The following is a 15,430-nucleotide window of genomic DNA, read 5'->3' on the forward strand; positions in this document are numbered from 1 at the left end:
GCGTTTCCCCCTACGCCTCCGGTGCGGCGAGCACGATGTCGCGCACCTCGAACTCGCCGGCCTCCACGAACGACAGCGACGCGATGCGCCCCACCGCGCGGAGGTCGGATGCCGCCGACTCGAGCAGCGCGATCGCGGCCGCGGGGGCGGCGATCACGGCACTCGACACCGGCGTCTTCTGCGACGCCTTCGCGTCGGTCTTGGCGCGACGGATGCCCGTGAGCGCGAGCCCGGCGAGCTCGAGCAGTTCGACGCCGGCCTCACCGCGCGCCGAGAGCTCGTCGGTCGTCGGCCACGGGGCACGGTGGACCGAACCCTCGTTCGACCAGCGCCAGGCCTCTTCGGTCGCGAACGGGATGACCGGCGCGAACAGTCGCAGCAGCACGGAGAGGGCCGTCTTCAGCGCGGCCACGGCCGACGCCTGCTCGGGGCTGGGCTCGCCGTAGGCGCGCTCCTTGACGAGCTCGAGGTAGTCGTCGCAGAAGGTCCAGAAGAACGTCTCCGCGACCTCGAGCGCGCGCGCGTGGTCGTACGCGTCGAAGGAGCGCGTGGCGCTCGCGACGACGTCGGCGAGCTCGGCGAGCATGCTGCGGTCGATCGGCACGGTCACCGGGGCATCCGCCCGACCGTCGAAGCCGAGGATGAACTTCGCCGCGTTCAGGACCTTGATCGAGAGGCGACGGCCGATCTTCACCTGCGTCGGGTTCTGCGGGTCGAACGCGGCGTCGACGCCGAGGCGGCTCGAGGCGGCCCAGTACCGCACCGCGTCGGAGCCGTGCTGCTCGAGCAGGCCGGCCGGCGTGACCACGTTGCCCTTCGACTTCGACATCTTCTTGCGGTCGGGGTCGACGATGAAGCCCGAGATCGCGGCGTTCGACCAGGGCTGGGTTCCGTGCTCGAGCTGGGCGCGCAGGACCGTCGAGAACAGCCACGTGCGGATGATGTCCTGCGCCTGCGGCCGGAGCGAGTACGGGAAGACGAGGTCGAACAGCTCGGGATCGCGCTCCCAGCCGCCCGCGAGCTGGGGGGTGAGCGAGGAGGTCGCCCAGGTGTCCATGATGTCGTGCTCGCCGACGAAGCCGCCCGGCTCGCCGCGCTGCGACTCCTCGTAGCCGGGCGCGGTCGCCGACGACGGGTCCACCGGGAGCAGCTCGCGCGTCGCGACGATGGGCTCGTCGAACACCGGGTTCCCCTCGCCGTCGAGCGGGTACCACACGGGGATCGGCACGCCGAAGAAGCGCTGGCGGGAGATGAGCCAGTCGCCCGAGAGGCCGCCGACCCAGTTCTCGTAGCGCACCCGCATGAAGTCGGGGTGCCAGTCGATCTCGCGGCCGCCGTCGACCAGGCGAGAGCGCAGCTGGTCGTCGCGCGCGCCGTTGACGATGTACCACTGGCGCGTCGAGACGATCTCGAGCGGGCGATCGCCCTTCTCGAAGAACTTCACGGGGTGCGTGATCGCCTTGGGCTCGCCGAGCAGGTCGCCGGAGGCCCGGAGCTGCTCGACCACGGCCTGCTTGGCGGAGTACGCGGTCTTGCCGGCCAGCTCGGCGAACGCGGCACGGCCGGACTCGGACGTGATGGCCTCGGGCGCCTCGGCGACGATGCGGCCGTCGAACCCGATGATCGTGCGGTTGGGGAGGTCGAGCTCGCGCCACCACGTCACATCGGTCACGTCGCCGAACGTGCAGATCATGGCGATGCCCGTGCCCTTGTCCTTCTGGGCCAGGTGGTGCGCCACGACCGGCACCTCGACGCCGAACACGGGTGTCGTGACCGTCGTGCCGAAGAGGGGCTGGTAGCGCTCGTCGTCGGGGTGCGCGACGAGGGCCACGCACGCAGGGATGAGCTCGGGGCGGCTCGTCTCGATCTCGACGGTGCCGCCGTCGGGGCGGTGAAACGTCACCCGGTGGTAGTGCCCGGGCTGCTCGCGGTCCTCGAGCTCGGCCTGCGCCACCGCAGTGCGGAAGGTCACGTCCCAGAGGGTGGGCGCGAGCGCCTGGTAGGCTTCGCCGCGCTCGACGTTGCGGATGAACGCGAGCTGCGACGTGAACAGCGCCTCGTCGGCGATGGTGCGGTAGGTCTGCGTCCAGTCGACCGAGAGGCCGAGCGAGCGGAACAGCGCCTCGAACTCCTGCTCGTCTTCGACCGTGAGCTTCTCGCAGAGCTCGATGAAGTTGCGTCGGCTGATCGGCTGCTGGTCGGCGGCCTTCGTGCTCTTGTTGTCGCCGCCCTCGAACGGCGGCACGAAGTCAGGGTCGTACGGCAGCGTCGGGTCGCAGCGCACGCCGTAGTAGTTCTGCACGCGGCGCTCGGTGGGCAGGCCGTTGTCGTCCCAGCCCATGGGATAGAAGACGCTCCTACCGCGCATGCGCTGGTAGCGCGCCACGAGGTCGGTGTGCGTGAACGAGAACACGTGGCCGATGTGCAGCGAGCCCGACGCCGTGGGCGGCGGGGTGTCGATCGAGTAGATCGCGTCGCGCGTGGCCGAGTCGCGGTCGAACCGGTACGTTCCGTCGTGCTCCCAGACGCCGCCCCATTTGGCTTCGAGGCCCTCGAGTGCGGGCTTGTCGGGGATGCGCGGGGTGTCGGTCATGATGCTCCGGTTCGGTATATACGGCACCGAGTCCATGGGGGTGCCTGAATGTGCGACGCTCCAGCCTAGCGGATGGAGCGTCGCACCCCGCGGAGCGGGCCGCTCAGGCGGTGGGACCGGCCGCCTGCGGTTCGAGCTGCTGCTCGGGGTCGCCCGACTCGGGCACCACCGGCATCCGGCCGGCCGCCCAGGCCGCGACGAGCGTCACGGCCGAGAGCACGGCGAGCACGATGCCCGGGTGCCACCAGACGTATCCCGTCGCCTCGCCGAGCGCCACGGTCACGAGCGGCACGAAGCCGCCCACGGTGGCCGCGATGGCGTAGGAGACCGACAGGGCCGAGTAGCGGAAGTGGTCGGGGAACAGGTCGTTCATGAGGCCGCCGAGCGCCGCCCACGACATGGTCGGCAGGATGCCGCCGATGATCATCGTGCCCACGAGGATCGGGAACGTCGCGAACTGGAGCAGGAAGTACATGGGGAACGTGATGAGCAGCGTGCCGAGCGCGCCCCACGCGACCACCCTGGCCGAGCCGATGCGGTTCGCCCACGCGCCGAACAGCGGGATGGTCACGAGCTGGAGCAGGCCGCCGATGGTGGTCGCGATGAGGAGGTCCTGGAAGCTGAACCCGAGCTCCGCCGCGCCGTAGTTGATGGTGTACGTGTTCATCAGCGAGTACGAGCCGATGCCGAGCATCGCCGCGCCGATCGCGATGAGGATCGCGACGGGGCGCTTCTGGAACATGGTCGCGAACGGGACGCGGTCGCGGCGGCCCTCGGCGACGACCTCCTTGAACACCGGCGTCTCGTCGATCGACCAGCGCAGGTAGAGCGAGACGAGCAGGAGCGGGATGGCGAGGAGGAACGGGATGCGCCAGCCCCAGGCGGCGATCTCCTCGGGCGGGAGCACGAGGGTCATGACGATGAACAGGGCCGCGGAGAGGATCGAGCCGACGGGCGAGCCGAGCTGCGGGATGGCGGCGTAGAAGGCGCGCTTCACGGGGTTCGAGTGCTCCGTGGCGAGCAGGATCGAGCCGCCCCACTCGCCGCCGAGCGAGAGCCCCTGCACGACGCGGAGGAGCACGAGCCCGACGGCGCCGAGCCAGCCGGCCTGCGCGTACGTCGGGAGGAGGCCGATGAGGCCGGTCGCGACGCCCATGATGCCCACGGTCCAGAGCAGGGTCGCGCGGCGCCCGAGGCGGTCGCCCATGTGGCCGAAGATCACGGCGCCGACGGGGCGCACGACGAACGCGATCGCGATCGTCGAGAACGCGGCGAGCGTGCCGCCGAACTCGCCGAGCGGATCGAAGAAGAGCGGTCCGACGAAGAACGCGGAGAAGTACGCGAAGACGTAGAAGTCGAACGACTCGAGCGAGGTGCCGACCATGGACGCCCACGCGATGCGGCGGATGTGCGGCGGGTTCGCGGGCGTCGTGGGCACGGGGGTTGCAGTGGTCACGATGGGTCCTTGTGGGTTCTGGCGCGGTGAGCCCGACGGATCGGCGGGTGCCGGCGTCGCGCGACCGGCGGCGTGATCCGGGCCGGTCGACGGGGCGCGCTGGGGGAGCGGGGACGCCCCGACGACGCGGCTCGGACTCATCATGGCAGCGGGCGATCGGGCCGACAAGCAACTTGTTCGTATTCGACTAGCACAATACGATCGAGAGGTGCTGATCCGCCTCGATCCGACCCGTCCGACCCCGCTCTTCGAGCAGCTCGCGTCCGCCGTGCGCGCCGCCATCATCGACGGGCGCGTCATCGGGGGCGAACGACTTCCGGCGGCGCGCGACCTCGCCGCCGACCTCGGCGTGAACATGCACACGGTGCTGCGCGCGTACCGCGTGCTGCGCGACGAGGGCCTCATCGAGTTGCATCGCGGTCGCGGCGCCGTCGTCGCGGTGCGCATCGGCGGCCACGCCGCCCTCGCGGGCGCGATCCACGACCTCGTGGACGAGGCGAAGCTGCACGACCTCCCCGAGGGCGCCCTGCTCGCGCTCATCAGCGAGGCGTACCGGTGGTCGCCGACGTCGCCCGGCGTGCTCCGCACCGCCCCGACGCGGTAGGCTGGACGGCAACGACATCGATCCGGCCATCACCGGGGAGTCTTCGGAAGAACGCGAACGGGTGCCCCTCGGCATCCGCTCGGCAAGTAGAACCGAACGGGTCGGCCCGTCACAGCCGCAACGAGGGGCGAATCGGTCCCGGTCCCTGAGCTCGTCGAAGGGCGAAGCGTCCGATTCGCAAGCGAGGTGGTACCGCGGCGGAGCTCGATCGAGCGGCCGGCGTCCTCGCGGAAGCATCCGTCCCCGCAAGGAGCGAGCGTGTACCCCCGTACCCCAGACGACCACTCCGTCGCCCCGTCTCCCGACTTCCCGTCGGTCGAGCGCGAGGTCCTCGCCTTCTGGAAGGCCGACGAGACCTTCCAGGCGTCGATCGACCAGCGCGAGGGCGCACCCGAGTGGGTCTTCTACGACGGCCCGCCGTTCGCCAACGGCCTGCCGCACTACGGGCACCTCCTCACGGGCTACGCGAAGGACCTGTTCCCGCGGTTCCAGACCATGCGCGGGCACCAGGTGCACCGTCGGTTCGGCTGGGACACGCACGGCCTGCCCGCCGAGCTCGAGGCCGAGCGCCAGCTCGGCATCACCGACAAGAGCGAGATCGAGCAGATGGGCATCGCGGCCTTCAACCAGGCCGCACGCGACGCCGTGCTGCGCTACACCGAGGAGTGGCAGGAGTACGTCACCCGCCAGGCGCGCTGGGTCGACTTCGAGAACGACTACAAGACGCTCGACCTGCCGTTCATGGAATCGGTGATCTGGGCGTTCAAGACCCTGCACGACAAGGGCCTCGCGTACGAGGGCTACCGCGTGCTGCCGTACTGCTGGCGCGACCAGACGCCGCTGTCGAACCATGAGCTCCGCATGGACGACGACGTCTACAAGATGCGCCAGGACCAGACGGTGACGGTGACCTTCCCGCTCACGGGCGCGAAGGCGGAGTCGCTCGGGCTCACCGCCGTGCGCGCCCTCGCGTGGACGACCACGCCGTGGACGCTGCCGACGAACTTCGCGCTCGCGGTCGGCCCCGCCATCGAGTACGCCGTCGTGCCCGCCGGCCCGAACGGCACGCCCGACGCGACCGTCAACCGGGAACACGTGGGCGCGACCGACACCGAGGTGCTCGGTGCGGAGTACCTGCTCGCCCGCGACCTCGTCGGCAGCTACGCCAAGGAGCTCGGCTACGACTCGGCCGACGAGGCCCGTGCCGCGGTCTCCCGCACCCTCGCGGGCGCCGAGCTCGAGGGCGTGACCTACGACCGGCTCTTCGACTACTACGCGGACGTCGAGCACTACGGGCTGCAGAACGCGTGGCAGATCCTCGTCGCCGACTACGTCACGACCGACGACGGCACCGGCATCGTGCACCAGGCCCCCGCCTACGGCGAGGAGGACCAGAAGGTGGGCGAGGCCGCCGGCATCCCGGTGATCCTCTCGCTCGACGAGGGCGGCAAGTTCCTGCCGGCGGTGACGGATGTCGCGGGCCTCCTCTGGAGCGACGCGAACAAGCCGCTCACCCAGCTGCTGAAGGCCGAGGGCCGGCTCCTCCGCCAGGCGAGCTACGAGCACTCGTACCCGCACTGCTGGCGCTGCCGCAACCCGCTCATCTACAAGGCCGTCTCGAGCTGGTTCATCCGCGTGCCCGAGTTCCGCGACCGCATGGGCGAGCTCAACCAGGAGATCACCTGGGTCCCCGAGAACGTGAAGGACGGCCAGTTCGGCAAGTGGGTCGCGGGTGCGCGCGACTGGTCGATCAGCCGCAACCGGTACTGGGGCTCGCCGATCCCCGTGTGGAAGAGCGACGACCCCGAGCACCCGCGCATCGACGTGTACGGGTCGCTCGAGGAGCTCGAGCGCGACTTCGGCGTGCTGCCGCGCAACTCGCACGGCGAGCCCGACCTGCACCGCCCGTTCATCGACGACCTCACCCGTCCGAACCCCGACGACCCGACCGGGAAGAGCACCATGCGGCGCATCCCCGACGTGCTCGACGTGTGGTTCGACTCGGGGTCGATGCCGTTCGCCCAGGTGCACTACCCCTTCGAGAACCAGGAGTGGTTCGACAGCCACAACCCGGCCGACTTCATCGTCGAGTACATCGGGCAGACGCGCGGCTGGTTCTACACGCTGCACGTGCTCTCGACCGCGCTCTTCGACCGCCCGGCGTTCGAGAACGTGGTGAGTCACGGCATCGTGCTCGGCAGCGACGGCCAGAAGATGTCGAAGTCGCTGCGCAACTACCCCGACGTCTCCGAGGTCTTCGACCGCGACGGCTCCGACGCCATGCGCTGGTTCCTGATGTCGAGCTCGGTGCTGCGCGGCGGCAACCTCGTGGTGACCGAGGAGGGCATCCGCGAGGGCGTGCGGCAGGTCATGCTGCCGCTGTGGAGCACGTGGTACTTCTTCTCGCTCTACGCCAACACGGCGCGCCCTTCGACGGGCTCAGGGACCGGCGGCTACGAGGCGCGGCGGCGCACCGACTCGACCGACGTGCTCGACCGGTACCTGCTCGCGAAGCTGCGCGACCTCGTGGCCGGCGTCACCGCCGACCTCGAGGACTTCGACTCGCCGCTCGCGGCGCAGAAGCTGCGCGACTTCGCCGACGTGCTCACCAACTGGTACGTGCGCCGGTCGCGCGACCGGTTCTGGGCGGGCGTCGGCGACGACGGCCGGGGTGCCGAGGCCTTCGACACGCTCTTCACCGTGCTCGAGACATACACGCGCCTCGCGGCGCCGCTCCTTCCGCTCGTCACCGAGCAGGTGTGGCGCGGGCTCACGGGCGGCCGCAGCGTGCACCTGGCCGACTGGCCCGACGTCGAGGAGTTCCCCGCCGACCCGGCGCTCGTCGCCGCCATGGACGCCGTGCGCGAGATCAGCGGCGCGACGCTCGCGCTGCGCAAGCAGGCCGCGCGCCGGGTGCGCCTGCCGCTCGCGAACCTCACGGTCGTGACGACGGATGCCGCGGCGCTCGTGCCCTTCGAGGGCATCCTGCGCGACGAGCTCAACGTGAAGTCGGTCGAGCTCGTGCCCCTCGACGCGTCGAGCGCCGAGGCCTACGGCGTCACGAAGCGGCTCAGCGTGAACGCGCGCGCCGCCGGCCCCCGCCTCGGCAAGTCCGTGCAGCAGGCGATCCAGGCCGCCCGGTCGGGCGACTGGTCGCTCAACGGCGAGGGCGTCGTCGCGGGCGGCATCGCGCTCGAACCCGGCGAGTACGACCTCGTACTGGAGGCCGGTGGTTCCGGCGACGGATCGACCGCACTCGCGCTGCTGTCCGACGGCGGATTCGTGCTGCTCGACACGGCGACGACCCCTGAGCTCGAGGCCGAGGGCCTCGCGCGCGACGTCGTCCGCGCCGTGCAGGAGGCGCGCAAGGCCGCCGGCCTCGAGGTGGGCGACCGCATCCGCCTCGGCCTCACGCTCGACGCGACCGGCGCCGCCGCGGCATCCGCGCACCACGCCCTCATCGCCCGGGAGACCCTCGCGACGGAGCTCGACATCGAGACGGCCGCCGACGTGGCGGGCGCCGCGGCGTCGCGTCCCGTCGGCGACGGCTCCGCCCTGCTCGTGGACCTGGAGAAGCTGTGACCGACGCATCCGACGACTTCGAGGCGGCCGAGGCGCGCGACGCGGCCGACGCCGTGTACGCCGCGCTCATCGCCCGCGTGGGCGAGGGCTCGCCGCGCCCGCGGCTGGCGCCGACCCGTCGCGCCGTCGAACTGCTCGGCGACCCGCACCGCGCCGCGCCCGTGATCCACATCACCGGCACGAACGGCAAGACGTCGACGAGCCGGATGATCGAGAGCCTGCTGCGCGCCTCGGGACTGCGCACCGGCCTGCTCACGAGTCCGCACCTCGAGCGGTTCACCGAGCGCATCCGCATCGACGGCGAGCCCATCGCCGACGAGGCCGTGGCCCGCAACTGGGAGGAGATCCTCCCGTTCATCGCGATCGTCGACGCGGAGCTCGAAGGCGCGGGCGAGGAGCCGCTGACGTTCTTCGAGGTGCTCACCGTGCTCGCGTTCGCGTGCTTCGCCGACGCCCCCGTCGACGTCGTCGTGCTCGAGGTGGGCATGGGCGGCGAGTGGGACTCGACGAACGTGGCCGACGGGCAGGTCGCGGTGTTCACGCCGATCGACCTCGACCACCAGTCGCGCCTGGGCTCGACGATCACCGAGATCGCGCGCACGAAGTCGGGGATCATCAAGCCCGCGGCATCCGTCGTCAGCGCGCGCCAACCCGACGCGGCGCTCGAGGTGCTCGAGGAGGCGGCCGACCTCACCGAGTCGACGCTCGCGGTCGAGGGCGACGCCTTCGACGTGCTCGAGTCGCGCGTGGCCGTCGGCGGACAGCTCGTGACCATCCGGGGCCTCGCGGGGGAATACCGCGACATCGCGCTGCCGCTGTTCGGGCGCCACCAGGCCGAGAACGCCGCCGTGGCCATCGCCGCGGTCGAGGCGTTCATCGGCGGCGGCGCCGTGCGCCTCGCCGACGAGGTCGTCGACGGGCTCGCGACGACCACGTCGCCCGGGCGCCTGCAGACGATCGGCACCGAGCCCACGGTCATCGTCGACGCCGCGCACAACCCGCACGGCGCCGCCTCGCTCGTGGCGGCGCTCGAGGAGTACTTCGACTTCGACGAGGTCGTGTTCGTGTTCGGCGTGCTCGCCGACAAGGACGCCGACGGCATCGCCTCGGTGCTCGCCCGCACGGGTGGCGCGTTCCTCGTCACCCGGCCCGACTCCGACCGCGCCCGCGACGCCGCCGAGGTGGCGGCATCGGTCGGCGCCCGCATCGGGACCGAGCGCGTGCAGGTCGTCGAGCGGCTCGACGACGCCCTCGACGAGGCGCGTGAGTGGGCCGCCGAGGCGCCGAAGCGCGCCGTGGTCGTCACCGGCTCCATCGGGCTCGTCGCCGAGGCGATGGAGATCGCCGCGGACCGTGGCTGGGGGCGTGCATGAGCGGGGCCATGGACCTTCCGGCCGAGCACGAGCCCGACCCGACCGACGGCACCGAGGCTGCTCCCGCTGCGGCCGCACCGCGCTCGGTGCGCCGCAGCCTCGCCTCCATCGTGCTCGGCTTCGAGATCATCGTGGTCTTCCTCGCCGCGCTCGTGATCTGGGGCCTCGCGCCCACCGAGAACGGCACGTTCGACCTGCCGCCGTGGATCGCGCTCGCGGCCGGCGGCGTGCTGATCCTCGGCCTCGTGGCCACCATCGGGCTCCTGCGGTTCCGATGGGGCTACGGCGTCGGATGGGCCATCCAGGCGCTCATCCTCGCGTCGGGCCTGCTCAACCCGGCGATGTACTTCGTCGGCGCCATCTTCGGCGGCCTGTGGGCGTACTGCATGGTCGTCGGTGCACGGATCGACCGTGAACGGACGGCATCGGCCGATCCGGGGAAGGAACAGGAATGACGACCCCCATCGAGGAGACCCTCGTGCTCGTGAAGCCCGACGGCGTCGCGCGCAACCTGACCGGCGAGATCCTCCGCCGCATCGAGGCGAAGGGCTACTCCCTCGTCGACATCCGCATGGTGCAGCCCGACCGCGACCTGCTCGCGCAGCACTACGCCGAGCACGAGGGCAAGCCGTTCTACGAGCCGCTGCTCGAGTTCATGCAGTCGGGCCCGGTCGTCGCCATGCGCGTCGCCGGCAACCGCGTGATCGAGGGCTTCCGCATCCTCGGCGGCACCACCGACCCGACGACCGCGGCGCCCGGCTCGATCCGCGGCGACTTCGGTCGCGACTGGGGCCTCCGCGTGCAGCAGAACCTCGTGCACGGCTCCGACTCGGTCGAGTCGGCCGAGCGCGAGCTCGCCCTCTGGTTCGCCTGATCGGATGCCGCGCCGGCCGGGTCCTCCGGCCGGCGCGCTCCGGCGCGGCCGGTGACGGCCTCGATCGAGCCGACGCGCTCGGCTAGTCGAAGAGGTTCTGCAGGTCGATCATCACGCGCGGGATGGCGTTCATCTGCGCCTGCGCGAGGACGATGACGATCGCGTAGCAGACGACCGTGATGAGCGGGATCCACTTGAACCACTCCGCCGCGAGCTGTCGGACGCGTGCCGATGCCGGAATATGACCCTCCCGGAGGTTGTGCAGCGTCACGACCCAGAACAGCGGGATGGCCACCGCCCACGTGAGCATGCACCACGGGCAGAGCACGTCGAGCACGTAGATGCTCTGCGCGATGAGCCAGCCCACGAAGACCAGGGCGCCGGCCACGCCGACGTTGAACCCGATCCAGAACCAGCGCGCGAACACGGCGCCCGCGAGGATCGCGACCCCGATCGTGATGACGACGGGCCAGGCCATCATGCCGATGAACGGATTCGGGAAGCCGAACACCGAGCCCTGCCACGACGCGAGGTTGGTGCTGCAGCCCACGAGCACCCCGACGTTGCAGTTCGGGACGTGCTCGGGATCGGCCAGCACGAGGACCTTCTCGACCGACAGCTCCCACGCGGCGAGCAGGCCCAGCGCCCCGGCGATCACGAGGAACACGGCGACCGCGACGGGTCGGGACCGCGGGGGAGTGTCCGGCATGTTCGTATTGTGGCATGCCGTTTCCACACCACCCTGTGAGAGCGTGCGATAATCGAAGGAGTCGCTCGGGCCGCGCCCGCCGCGACGCCGACGAAGGCTTTCATGGATGCAGCGCATCCGAGCAGGCGGTGAGACGCACCGCGAGACGTGGCGACACAGGCAACCAGCCGGTCGCAGCAGTGAGAAGGATTGGCGGTTCCGCGCACGGCGCGAGACCGCTCGAGACGAGAACGGAGCGGATGGCGCGGCCATCCACACCGTCGTAGGAGTGCACCAGAGATGGTGGAAGGCAACGACAACCACACGAACGAACCTGATTCCGGTTCCGGAACACCGAAGCGACGCGGCGGCCTGTTCGGTGCCCGCCGCACCGGCCGGGTCCGCATCACCGAGCGCTCTTCGCTGAGCGGCGGCTCGCCCGTCGACGAGGCCGTGCCGGCTGCACCCGAGTCGGATGCCGCGGACGCGCGTCCGGCCGAGGAGGTCGCCGTCGCGGCATCCGTCGAGGGCGAGGCCGACCAGGGCGCCGAGGCACCCGAGGCGGCCGCGCCGACCGGCGAGGCCGACGACGCGGACGACGCCGCCGACGCCCCCGACGCGGAGGAGGCCCCCGCCGAGGCGGACGCCGAACCCGAGGGGGCGCCCGAGCCCGTCTCGCCGATCCCGGCGACGCTCACGACCACCTCGCTGATCTTCCACGCGCCGCCCGTGCTGGTCCCCGCCGAGCGGCCTGAGCGGCCCGAGCGGCCAGAACGTGCCGAGCGGGGTGACCGGGGCGGCGCTCCGGCCGGCGAGGAGTCCTCGAGCGTGCGCCGTCGCACCCGTCGCCGCACCGGCGAGGAGGGCCGCCCGTCGGCCGATGAGCCGGCCAACACGGTCGTCAAGGTGCGCAAGCCCCGCGAGCCCGAGCTCATCACCGAACCGCAGAAGGTCAAGGGCTCGACGCGCCTCGAGGCCAAGAAGCAGCGCCGTCGCGACGGCCGCGACGCCGGTCGCCGCCGTGCGGTCATCACCGAGGCGGAGTTCCTCGCGCGCCGCGAGTCGGTCGACCGCCAGATGGTCGTGCGTTCCAAGAGCGGCCGCGTGCAGATCGGCGTGCTGGAGGACGGCGTGCTCGTCGAGCACTACGTCGCCCGCAACCAGGATGCGTCGCTCATCGGCAACGTCTACCTCGGCCGCGTGCAGAACGTGCTGCCGAGCATGGAGGCGGCGTTCGTCGACATCGGCCGCGGCCGCAACGCCGTGCTCTACTCGGGCGAGGTCGACTGGGACGCCGCAGCCGAGAACGGCGAGAAGAACCAGCCCCGCCGCATCGAGCTGGCCCTGAAGCCGGGCGACCGCGTGCTCGTGCAGGTCACGAAGGACCCGGTCGGCCACAAGGGCGCCCGCCTCACCAGCCAGGTCTCGCTGCCCGGCCGCTACCTCGTGTACGTGCCGAACGGCTCCATGAACGGCATCAGCCGCAAGCTGCCCGACACCGAGCGCGCGCGTCTCAAGAAGATCCTCAAGGAGGTGCTGCCCGACAACGTCGGCGTCATCGTGCGCACGGCCGCCGAGGGCGCCACCGAGGAGCAGCTCACGCTCGACGTGAACCGCCTCATCGCGCAGTGGGCCGACATCTCGACCCAGCTCGAGAAGGTCCAGGCACCCGCGCTGCTGCACTCCGAGCCCGACCTGCTCATCAAGATCGTCCGCGACGTCTTCAACGAGGACTTCCAGAAGATGATCATCTCGGGCGACGACGCGCGCGAGACGATCGAGCGCTATCTCCGCGCCGTCGCGCCCGACCTGCTCGAGCGCGTCGAGGCGTACGCGGGCGAGCGCGACGCGTTCGACGAGTTCCGCATCACCGAGCAGATCGAGAAGGCCCTCGACCGCAAGGTCTGGCTGCCCTCGGGCGGGTCGCTCATCATCGACCGCACTGAGGCGATGACCGTCGTCGACGTGAACACCGGCAAGTTCGTCGGCTCGGGCGGCAACCTCGAGGAGACCGTCACCAAGAACAACCTCGAGGCCGCTGAGGAGATCGTCCGGCAGCTCCGGCTCCGCGACATCGGCGGCATCATCGTCGTCGACTTCATCGACATGGTGCTGGAGTCCAACCGCGACCTCGTGCTGCGCCGCCTCGTCGAGTGCCTCTCACGCGACCGCACGAAGCACCAGGTCGCCGAGGTCACCTCGCTCGGCCTCGTGCAGATGACCCGAAAGAAGCTCGGCCTCGGCCTGCTCGAGTCGTTCAGCGAGCCCTGCGAGGTCTGCGCCGGCCGCGGCATCATCGTGCACCACGAGCCGATCATGAAGCACCGCGCGCCGCAGCAGCAGCAGGTCGAGCGCCGGCGCGGTCGCGGCGGCGGCGGCAACCAGCCGCAGCAGCCGCAGCAGCAGCCGGCCGACTCGAAGGCGCACGCGGGCACCCATGCGATCACCGAGGACGTGAAGCACGCCCTCGCGCAGATCGCGGCATCGACGATCCCGCACACCGAGCACAAGCCGGCGACGGATGCCGCGCCCGCCGCCTCGGCCGATGAGGCCGCGTCGCCCGTGGTCGAGCCGGCTCGCGAGGCGGAGGCCCCCGCCGCGACGGACGCCGGGCCCGCGACGGCCGACGCGGCACCGCGCGGTCGCGAGTCGCAGCCGTCCTCGGGCGGTCGGCGTCGCGGTCGCCACCGTCGCGTGTCGCAGGACCAGGGTCCGGCCGAGAGGCAGGCGCCTGCTGCTCCGGCACCCGCCGATTCGGCACCGGCGGAGCCGCGCACGACCGAGCCCGCGCCTGCGGACTCCGAGCCCGCCGGGGCCTCCGAGCCTCGTGTCTCGCTCGACCTGCCGCCCGTCGCGCCGGCCGAGCGACGTCGCACGGTTCGCGCCGCCGAGGCCGAGGTGCTCCTCGACTCCGTGCTCGACGCCCTGCCCGCCCCGAAGAAGGCCGGCGAGGGCAGGTCCCGCAGCCGACGTGTGTCGACGGCCGCGCTCAGCACCGCGGGCGGTCCGCCCGTGATCACGCGCGCCGACGGCACGACCGCGGGCGAGCACCAGGAGTAGGGCCGACCCGGGCGGTTCCCGCGGCGGCGCTCGCGCCGCTAGCGGTGGTGCCGCTCGGGGCCGCCCCGGCCGTGCCGCTCGCGCGGCGTGACCCGCAGGCCGCTCGCGGCCAGACGGCGCACCAGCTCGCGCGGAGAGACGGGTTCGGCCCCCGCGGCGACGAGCTCGTCCCACCGCTCGACGGGCACGTCGTAGTGGTCGAGGTCGAAGGCGCGTGACGGAACCCCGTTGCCCTCGGCGAAGGCCCGGAGCTCGGCGATCGAGCGGTCGCTCACCAGGTGCGCCCAGACCGTGCCGTGCTTCGGCCAGAGCGGCGTGTCGATGAGCACGGTCATGGGCCCGATCCTACGCGCCGGGTCGTACGACGCGCCGGGCGGCGCGCGTTTGACCGTCCCCGGGGCATCCGGTAGACTCGACCGCTGGTGCCACCGCTTATCCCGGTGTGCCCGCACAGTTTTCTGGCAGTGACGACCCTCCTTCCCGCTGGGGTCCCGCGCAGTGACATCCCCATGCAGCTATGGAGCCCCGGCTCCCCAGAGATAGGTACGAGTAGTGGTTTACGCAGTAGTGCGCGCCGGCGGTCGGCAGGAGAAGGTCGAAGTCGGCACCATCGTGACGATGGACCGGATCAAGGCGGACAAGGACGGCAACGTCCAGCTCACGCCGGTCCTGTTCGTCGACGGCGACAAGATCACCTCCGACGCCAAGTCGCTCGCGAAGATCACGGTCACGGCCGAGGTCCTGAACGACCTCCGCGGTCCCAAGATCGTGATCCAGAAGTTCAAGAACAAGACCGGCTACAAGAAGCGCCAGGGCCACCGTCAGGAGCTCACGCGCGTCAAGATCACCGGCATCAAGTAGCAGCGGCCCGCAAGGAGAAGCAGACATGGCACACAAAAAGGGAGCGAGCTCCACTCGCAACGGTCGTGACTCGAACGCGCAGCGCCTCGGCGTGAAGCGCTTCGGCGGTCAGGTCGTCGGCGCGGGCGAGATCATCGTCCGCCAGCGCGGCACCCACTTCCACCCGGGTGCGGGCGTCGGTCGCGGTGGCGACGACACGCTCTTCGCGCTCGAGGCCGGCGCCGTGCAGTTCGGCACCAAGGGCGGCCGCAAGGTCGTCAACATCGTGGCGGCCGGCGAATAGTCGACCGATCGGTCGTGTGAGGGCGGGCTTCGGCTCGCCCTCACGCATTTTTCCAG

12 protein-coding genes are annotated in these 15,430 nt (G+C 71.2%); 8 read left to right on the forward strand and 4 right to left on the reverse strand.

Features of this window, described 5'->3' with window-relative positions:
• Positions 1-10 precede the first annotated feature (10 nt).
• Both valS and ACWGO8_RS17480 read right to left on the reverse strand, forming a co-directional pair.
• The gene (gene valS / locus ACWGO8_RS17475; protein ID WP_452044247.1) at positions 11-2,593 is read right to left on the reverse strand and encodes a valine--tRNA ligase; all 2,583 of its coding nucleotides are present in this window, start codon (positions 2,591-2,593) and stop codon (positions 11-13) included.
• A 103-nt stretch (positions 2,594-2,696) separates the two neighbouring features.
• Positions 2,697-4,049: an MFS transporter gene (locus ACWGO8_RS17480; RefSeq protein ID WP_452044248.1), complete on the reverse strand. Its 1,353-nt coding sequence runs from the start codon at positions 4,047-4,049 to the stop codon at positions 2,697-2,699.
• A 208-nt stretch (positions 4,050-4,257) separates the two neighbouring features.
• Between ACWGO8_RS17480 and ACWGO8_RS17485 the strand changes: the two genes are divergently transcribed.
• From ACWGO8_RS17485 to ndk, 5 genes are all read left to right on the forward strand, one after another.
• The gene (locus tag ACWGO8_RS17485; RefSeq protein WP_376954783.1) at positions 4,258-4,653 is read left to right on the forward strand and encodes a GntR family transcriptional regulator; all 396 of its coding nucleotides are present in this window, start codon (positions 4,258-4,260) and stop codon (positions 4,651-4,653) included.
• 258 nt (positions 4,654-4,911) lie between these two features.
• Positions 4,912-8,235 carry an isoleucine--tRNA ligase gene (gene ileS, locus ACWGO8_RS17490; RefSeq protein WP_452044249.1) on the forward strand — a complete coding sequence of 1,108 codons (3,324 nt, stop codon included), beginning with the start codon at positions 4,912-4,914 and terminating at the stop codon, positions 8,233-8,235.
• Positions 8,232-9,608 carry a bifunctional folylpolyglutamate synthase/dihydrofolate synthase gene (locus ACWGO8_RS17495; RefSeq protein ID WP_452044250.1) on the forward strand — a complete coding sequence of 459 codons (1,377 nt, stop codon included), beginning with the start codon at positions 8,232-8,234 and terminating at the stop codon, positions 9,606-9,608. The genes ileS and ACWGO8_RS17495 overlap by 4 nt, the downstream gene beginning before the upstream one ends.
• A gap of 8 nt (positions 9,609-9,616) precedes the next feature.
• Positions 9,617-10,063 carry a DUF4233 domain-containing protein gene (locus ACWGO8_RS17500; protein WP_452044251.1) on the forward strand — a complete coding sequence of 149 codons (447 nt, stop codon included), beginning with the start codon at positions 9,617-9,619 and terminating at the stop codon, positions 10,061-10,063.
• Complete coding sequence (ndk, locus tag ACWGO8_RS17505; RefSeq protein ID WP_148734946.1) at positions 10,060-10,482, forward strand: nucleoside-diphosphate kinase; 423 nt, start codon at positions 10,060-10,062, stop codon at positions 10,480-10,482. Before ACWGO8_RS17500 ends, ndk begins: the two co-directional genes overlap by 4 nt.
• A gap of 82 nt (positions 10,483-10,564) precedes the next feature.
• On the opposite strand, the gene ACWGO8_RS17510 is transcribed toward ndk, so the two are convergent.
• Complete coding sequence (locus ACWGO8_RS17510; RefSeq protein ID WP_452044252.1) at positions 10,565-11,191, reverse strand: vitamin K epoxide reductase family protein; 627 nt, start codon at positions 11,189-11,191, stop codon at positions 10,565-10,567.
• 279 nt (positions 11,192-11,470) lie between these two features.
• Here ACWGO8_RS17510 and ACWGO8_RS17515 point away from each other — a divergent pair, with 279 nt between their 5' ends.
• On the forward strand, positions 11,471-14,230 hold the full coding sequence (locus ACWGO8_RS17515) for an Rne/Rng family ribonuclease (RefSeq protein WP_452044253.1): 2,760 nt from the start codon (positions 11,471-11,473) through the stop codon (positions 14,228-14,230).
• A 38-nt stretch (positions 14,231-14,268) separates the two neighbouring features.
• On the opposite strand, the gene ACWGO8_RS17520 is transcribed toward ACWGO8_RS17515, so the two are convergent.
• Positions 14,269-14,565, reverse strand: a complete 297-nt coding sequence (locus tag ACWGO8_RS17520; protein WP_452044254.1) for a DUF4031 domain-containing protein — start codon at positions 14,563-14,565, stop codon at positions 14,269-14,271.
• A gap of 217 nt (positions 14,566-14,782) precedes the next feature.
• On the opposite strand from ACWGO8_RS17520, the gene rplU reads away from it, so the two are divergent.
• Together rplU and rpmA are read left to right on the forward strand one after the other, a co-directional pair.
• Positions 14,783-15,091 (forward strand): 50S ribosomal protein L21, encoded by a 309-nt coding sequence (rplU, locus tag ACWGO8_RS17525; protein ID WP_148734950.1) that lies wholly within the window; start codon positions 14,783-14,785, stop codon positions 15,089-15,091.
• Positions 15,092-15,116: 25 nt separating this feature from the next.
• On the forward strand, positions 15,117-15,374 hold the full coding sequence (gene rpmA / locus ACWGO8_RS17530; protein WP_376954774.1) for a 50S ribosomal protein L27: 258 nt from the start codon (positions 15,117-15,119) through the stop codon (positions 15,372-15,374).
• The last annotated feature ends 56 nt before the right edge of the window (positions 15,375-15,430 follow it).

The organism is Agromyces sp. NPDC055661, assembly GCF_053618135.1.

Excerpts from the sequence above, each read along its gene's own strand:
- rpmA (WP_376954774.1), top strand. The coding sequence starts at position 15,117 with ATGGCACACAAAAAGGGAGCGAGCTCCACTCGCAACGGTCGTGACTCG.
- ACWGO8_RS17500 (WP_452044251.1), top strand. The coding sequence starts at position 9,617 with ATGGACCTTCCGGCCGAGCACGAGCCCGACCCGACCGACGGCACCGAG.
- ACWGO8_RS17515 (WP_452044253.1), top strand. The coding sequence starts at position 11,471 with ATGGTGGAAGGCAACGACAACCACACGAACGAACCTGATTCCGGTTCC.
- ACWGO8_RS17510 (WP_452044252.1), bottom strand. The coding sequence starts at position 11,191 with ATGCCGGACACTCCCCCGCGGTCCCGACCCGTCGCGGTCGCCGTGTTC.
- ACWGO8_RS17520 (WP_452044254.1), bottom strand. The coding sequence starts at position 14,565 with ATGACCGTGCTCATCGACACGCCGCTCTGGCCGAAGCACGGCACGGTC.
- ndk (WP_148734946.1), top strand. The coding sequence starts at position 10,060 with ATGACGACCCCCATCGAGGAGACCCTCGTGCTCGTGAAGCCCGACGGC.
- valS (WP_452044247.1), bottom strand. The coding sequence starts at position 2,593 with ATGACCGACACCCCGCGCATCCCCGACAAGCCCGCACTCGAGGGCCTC.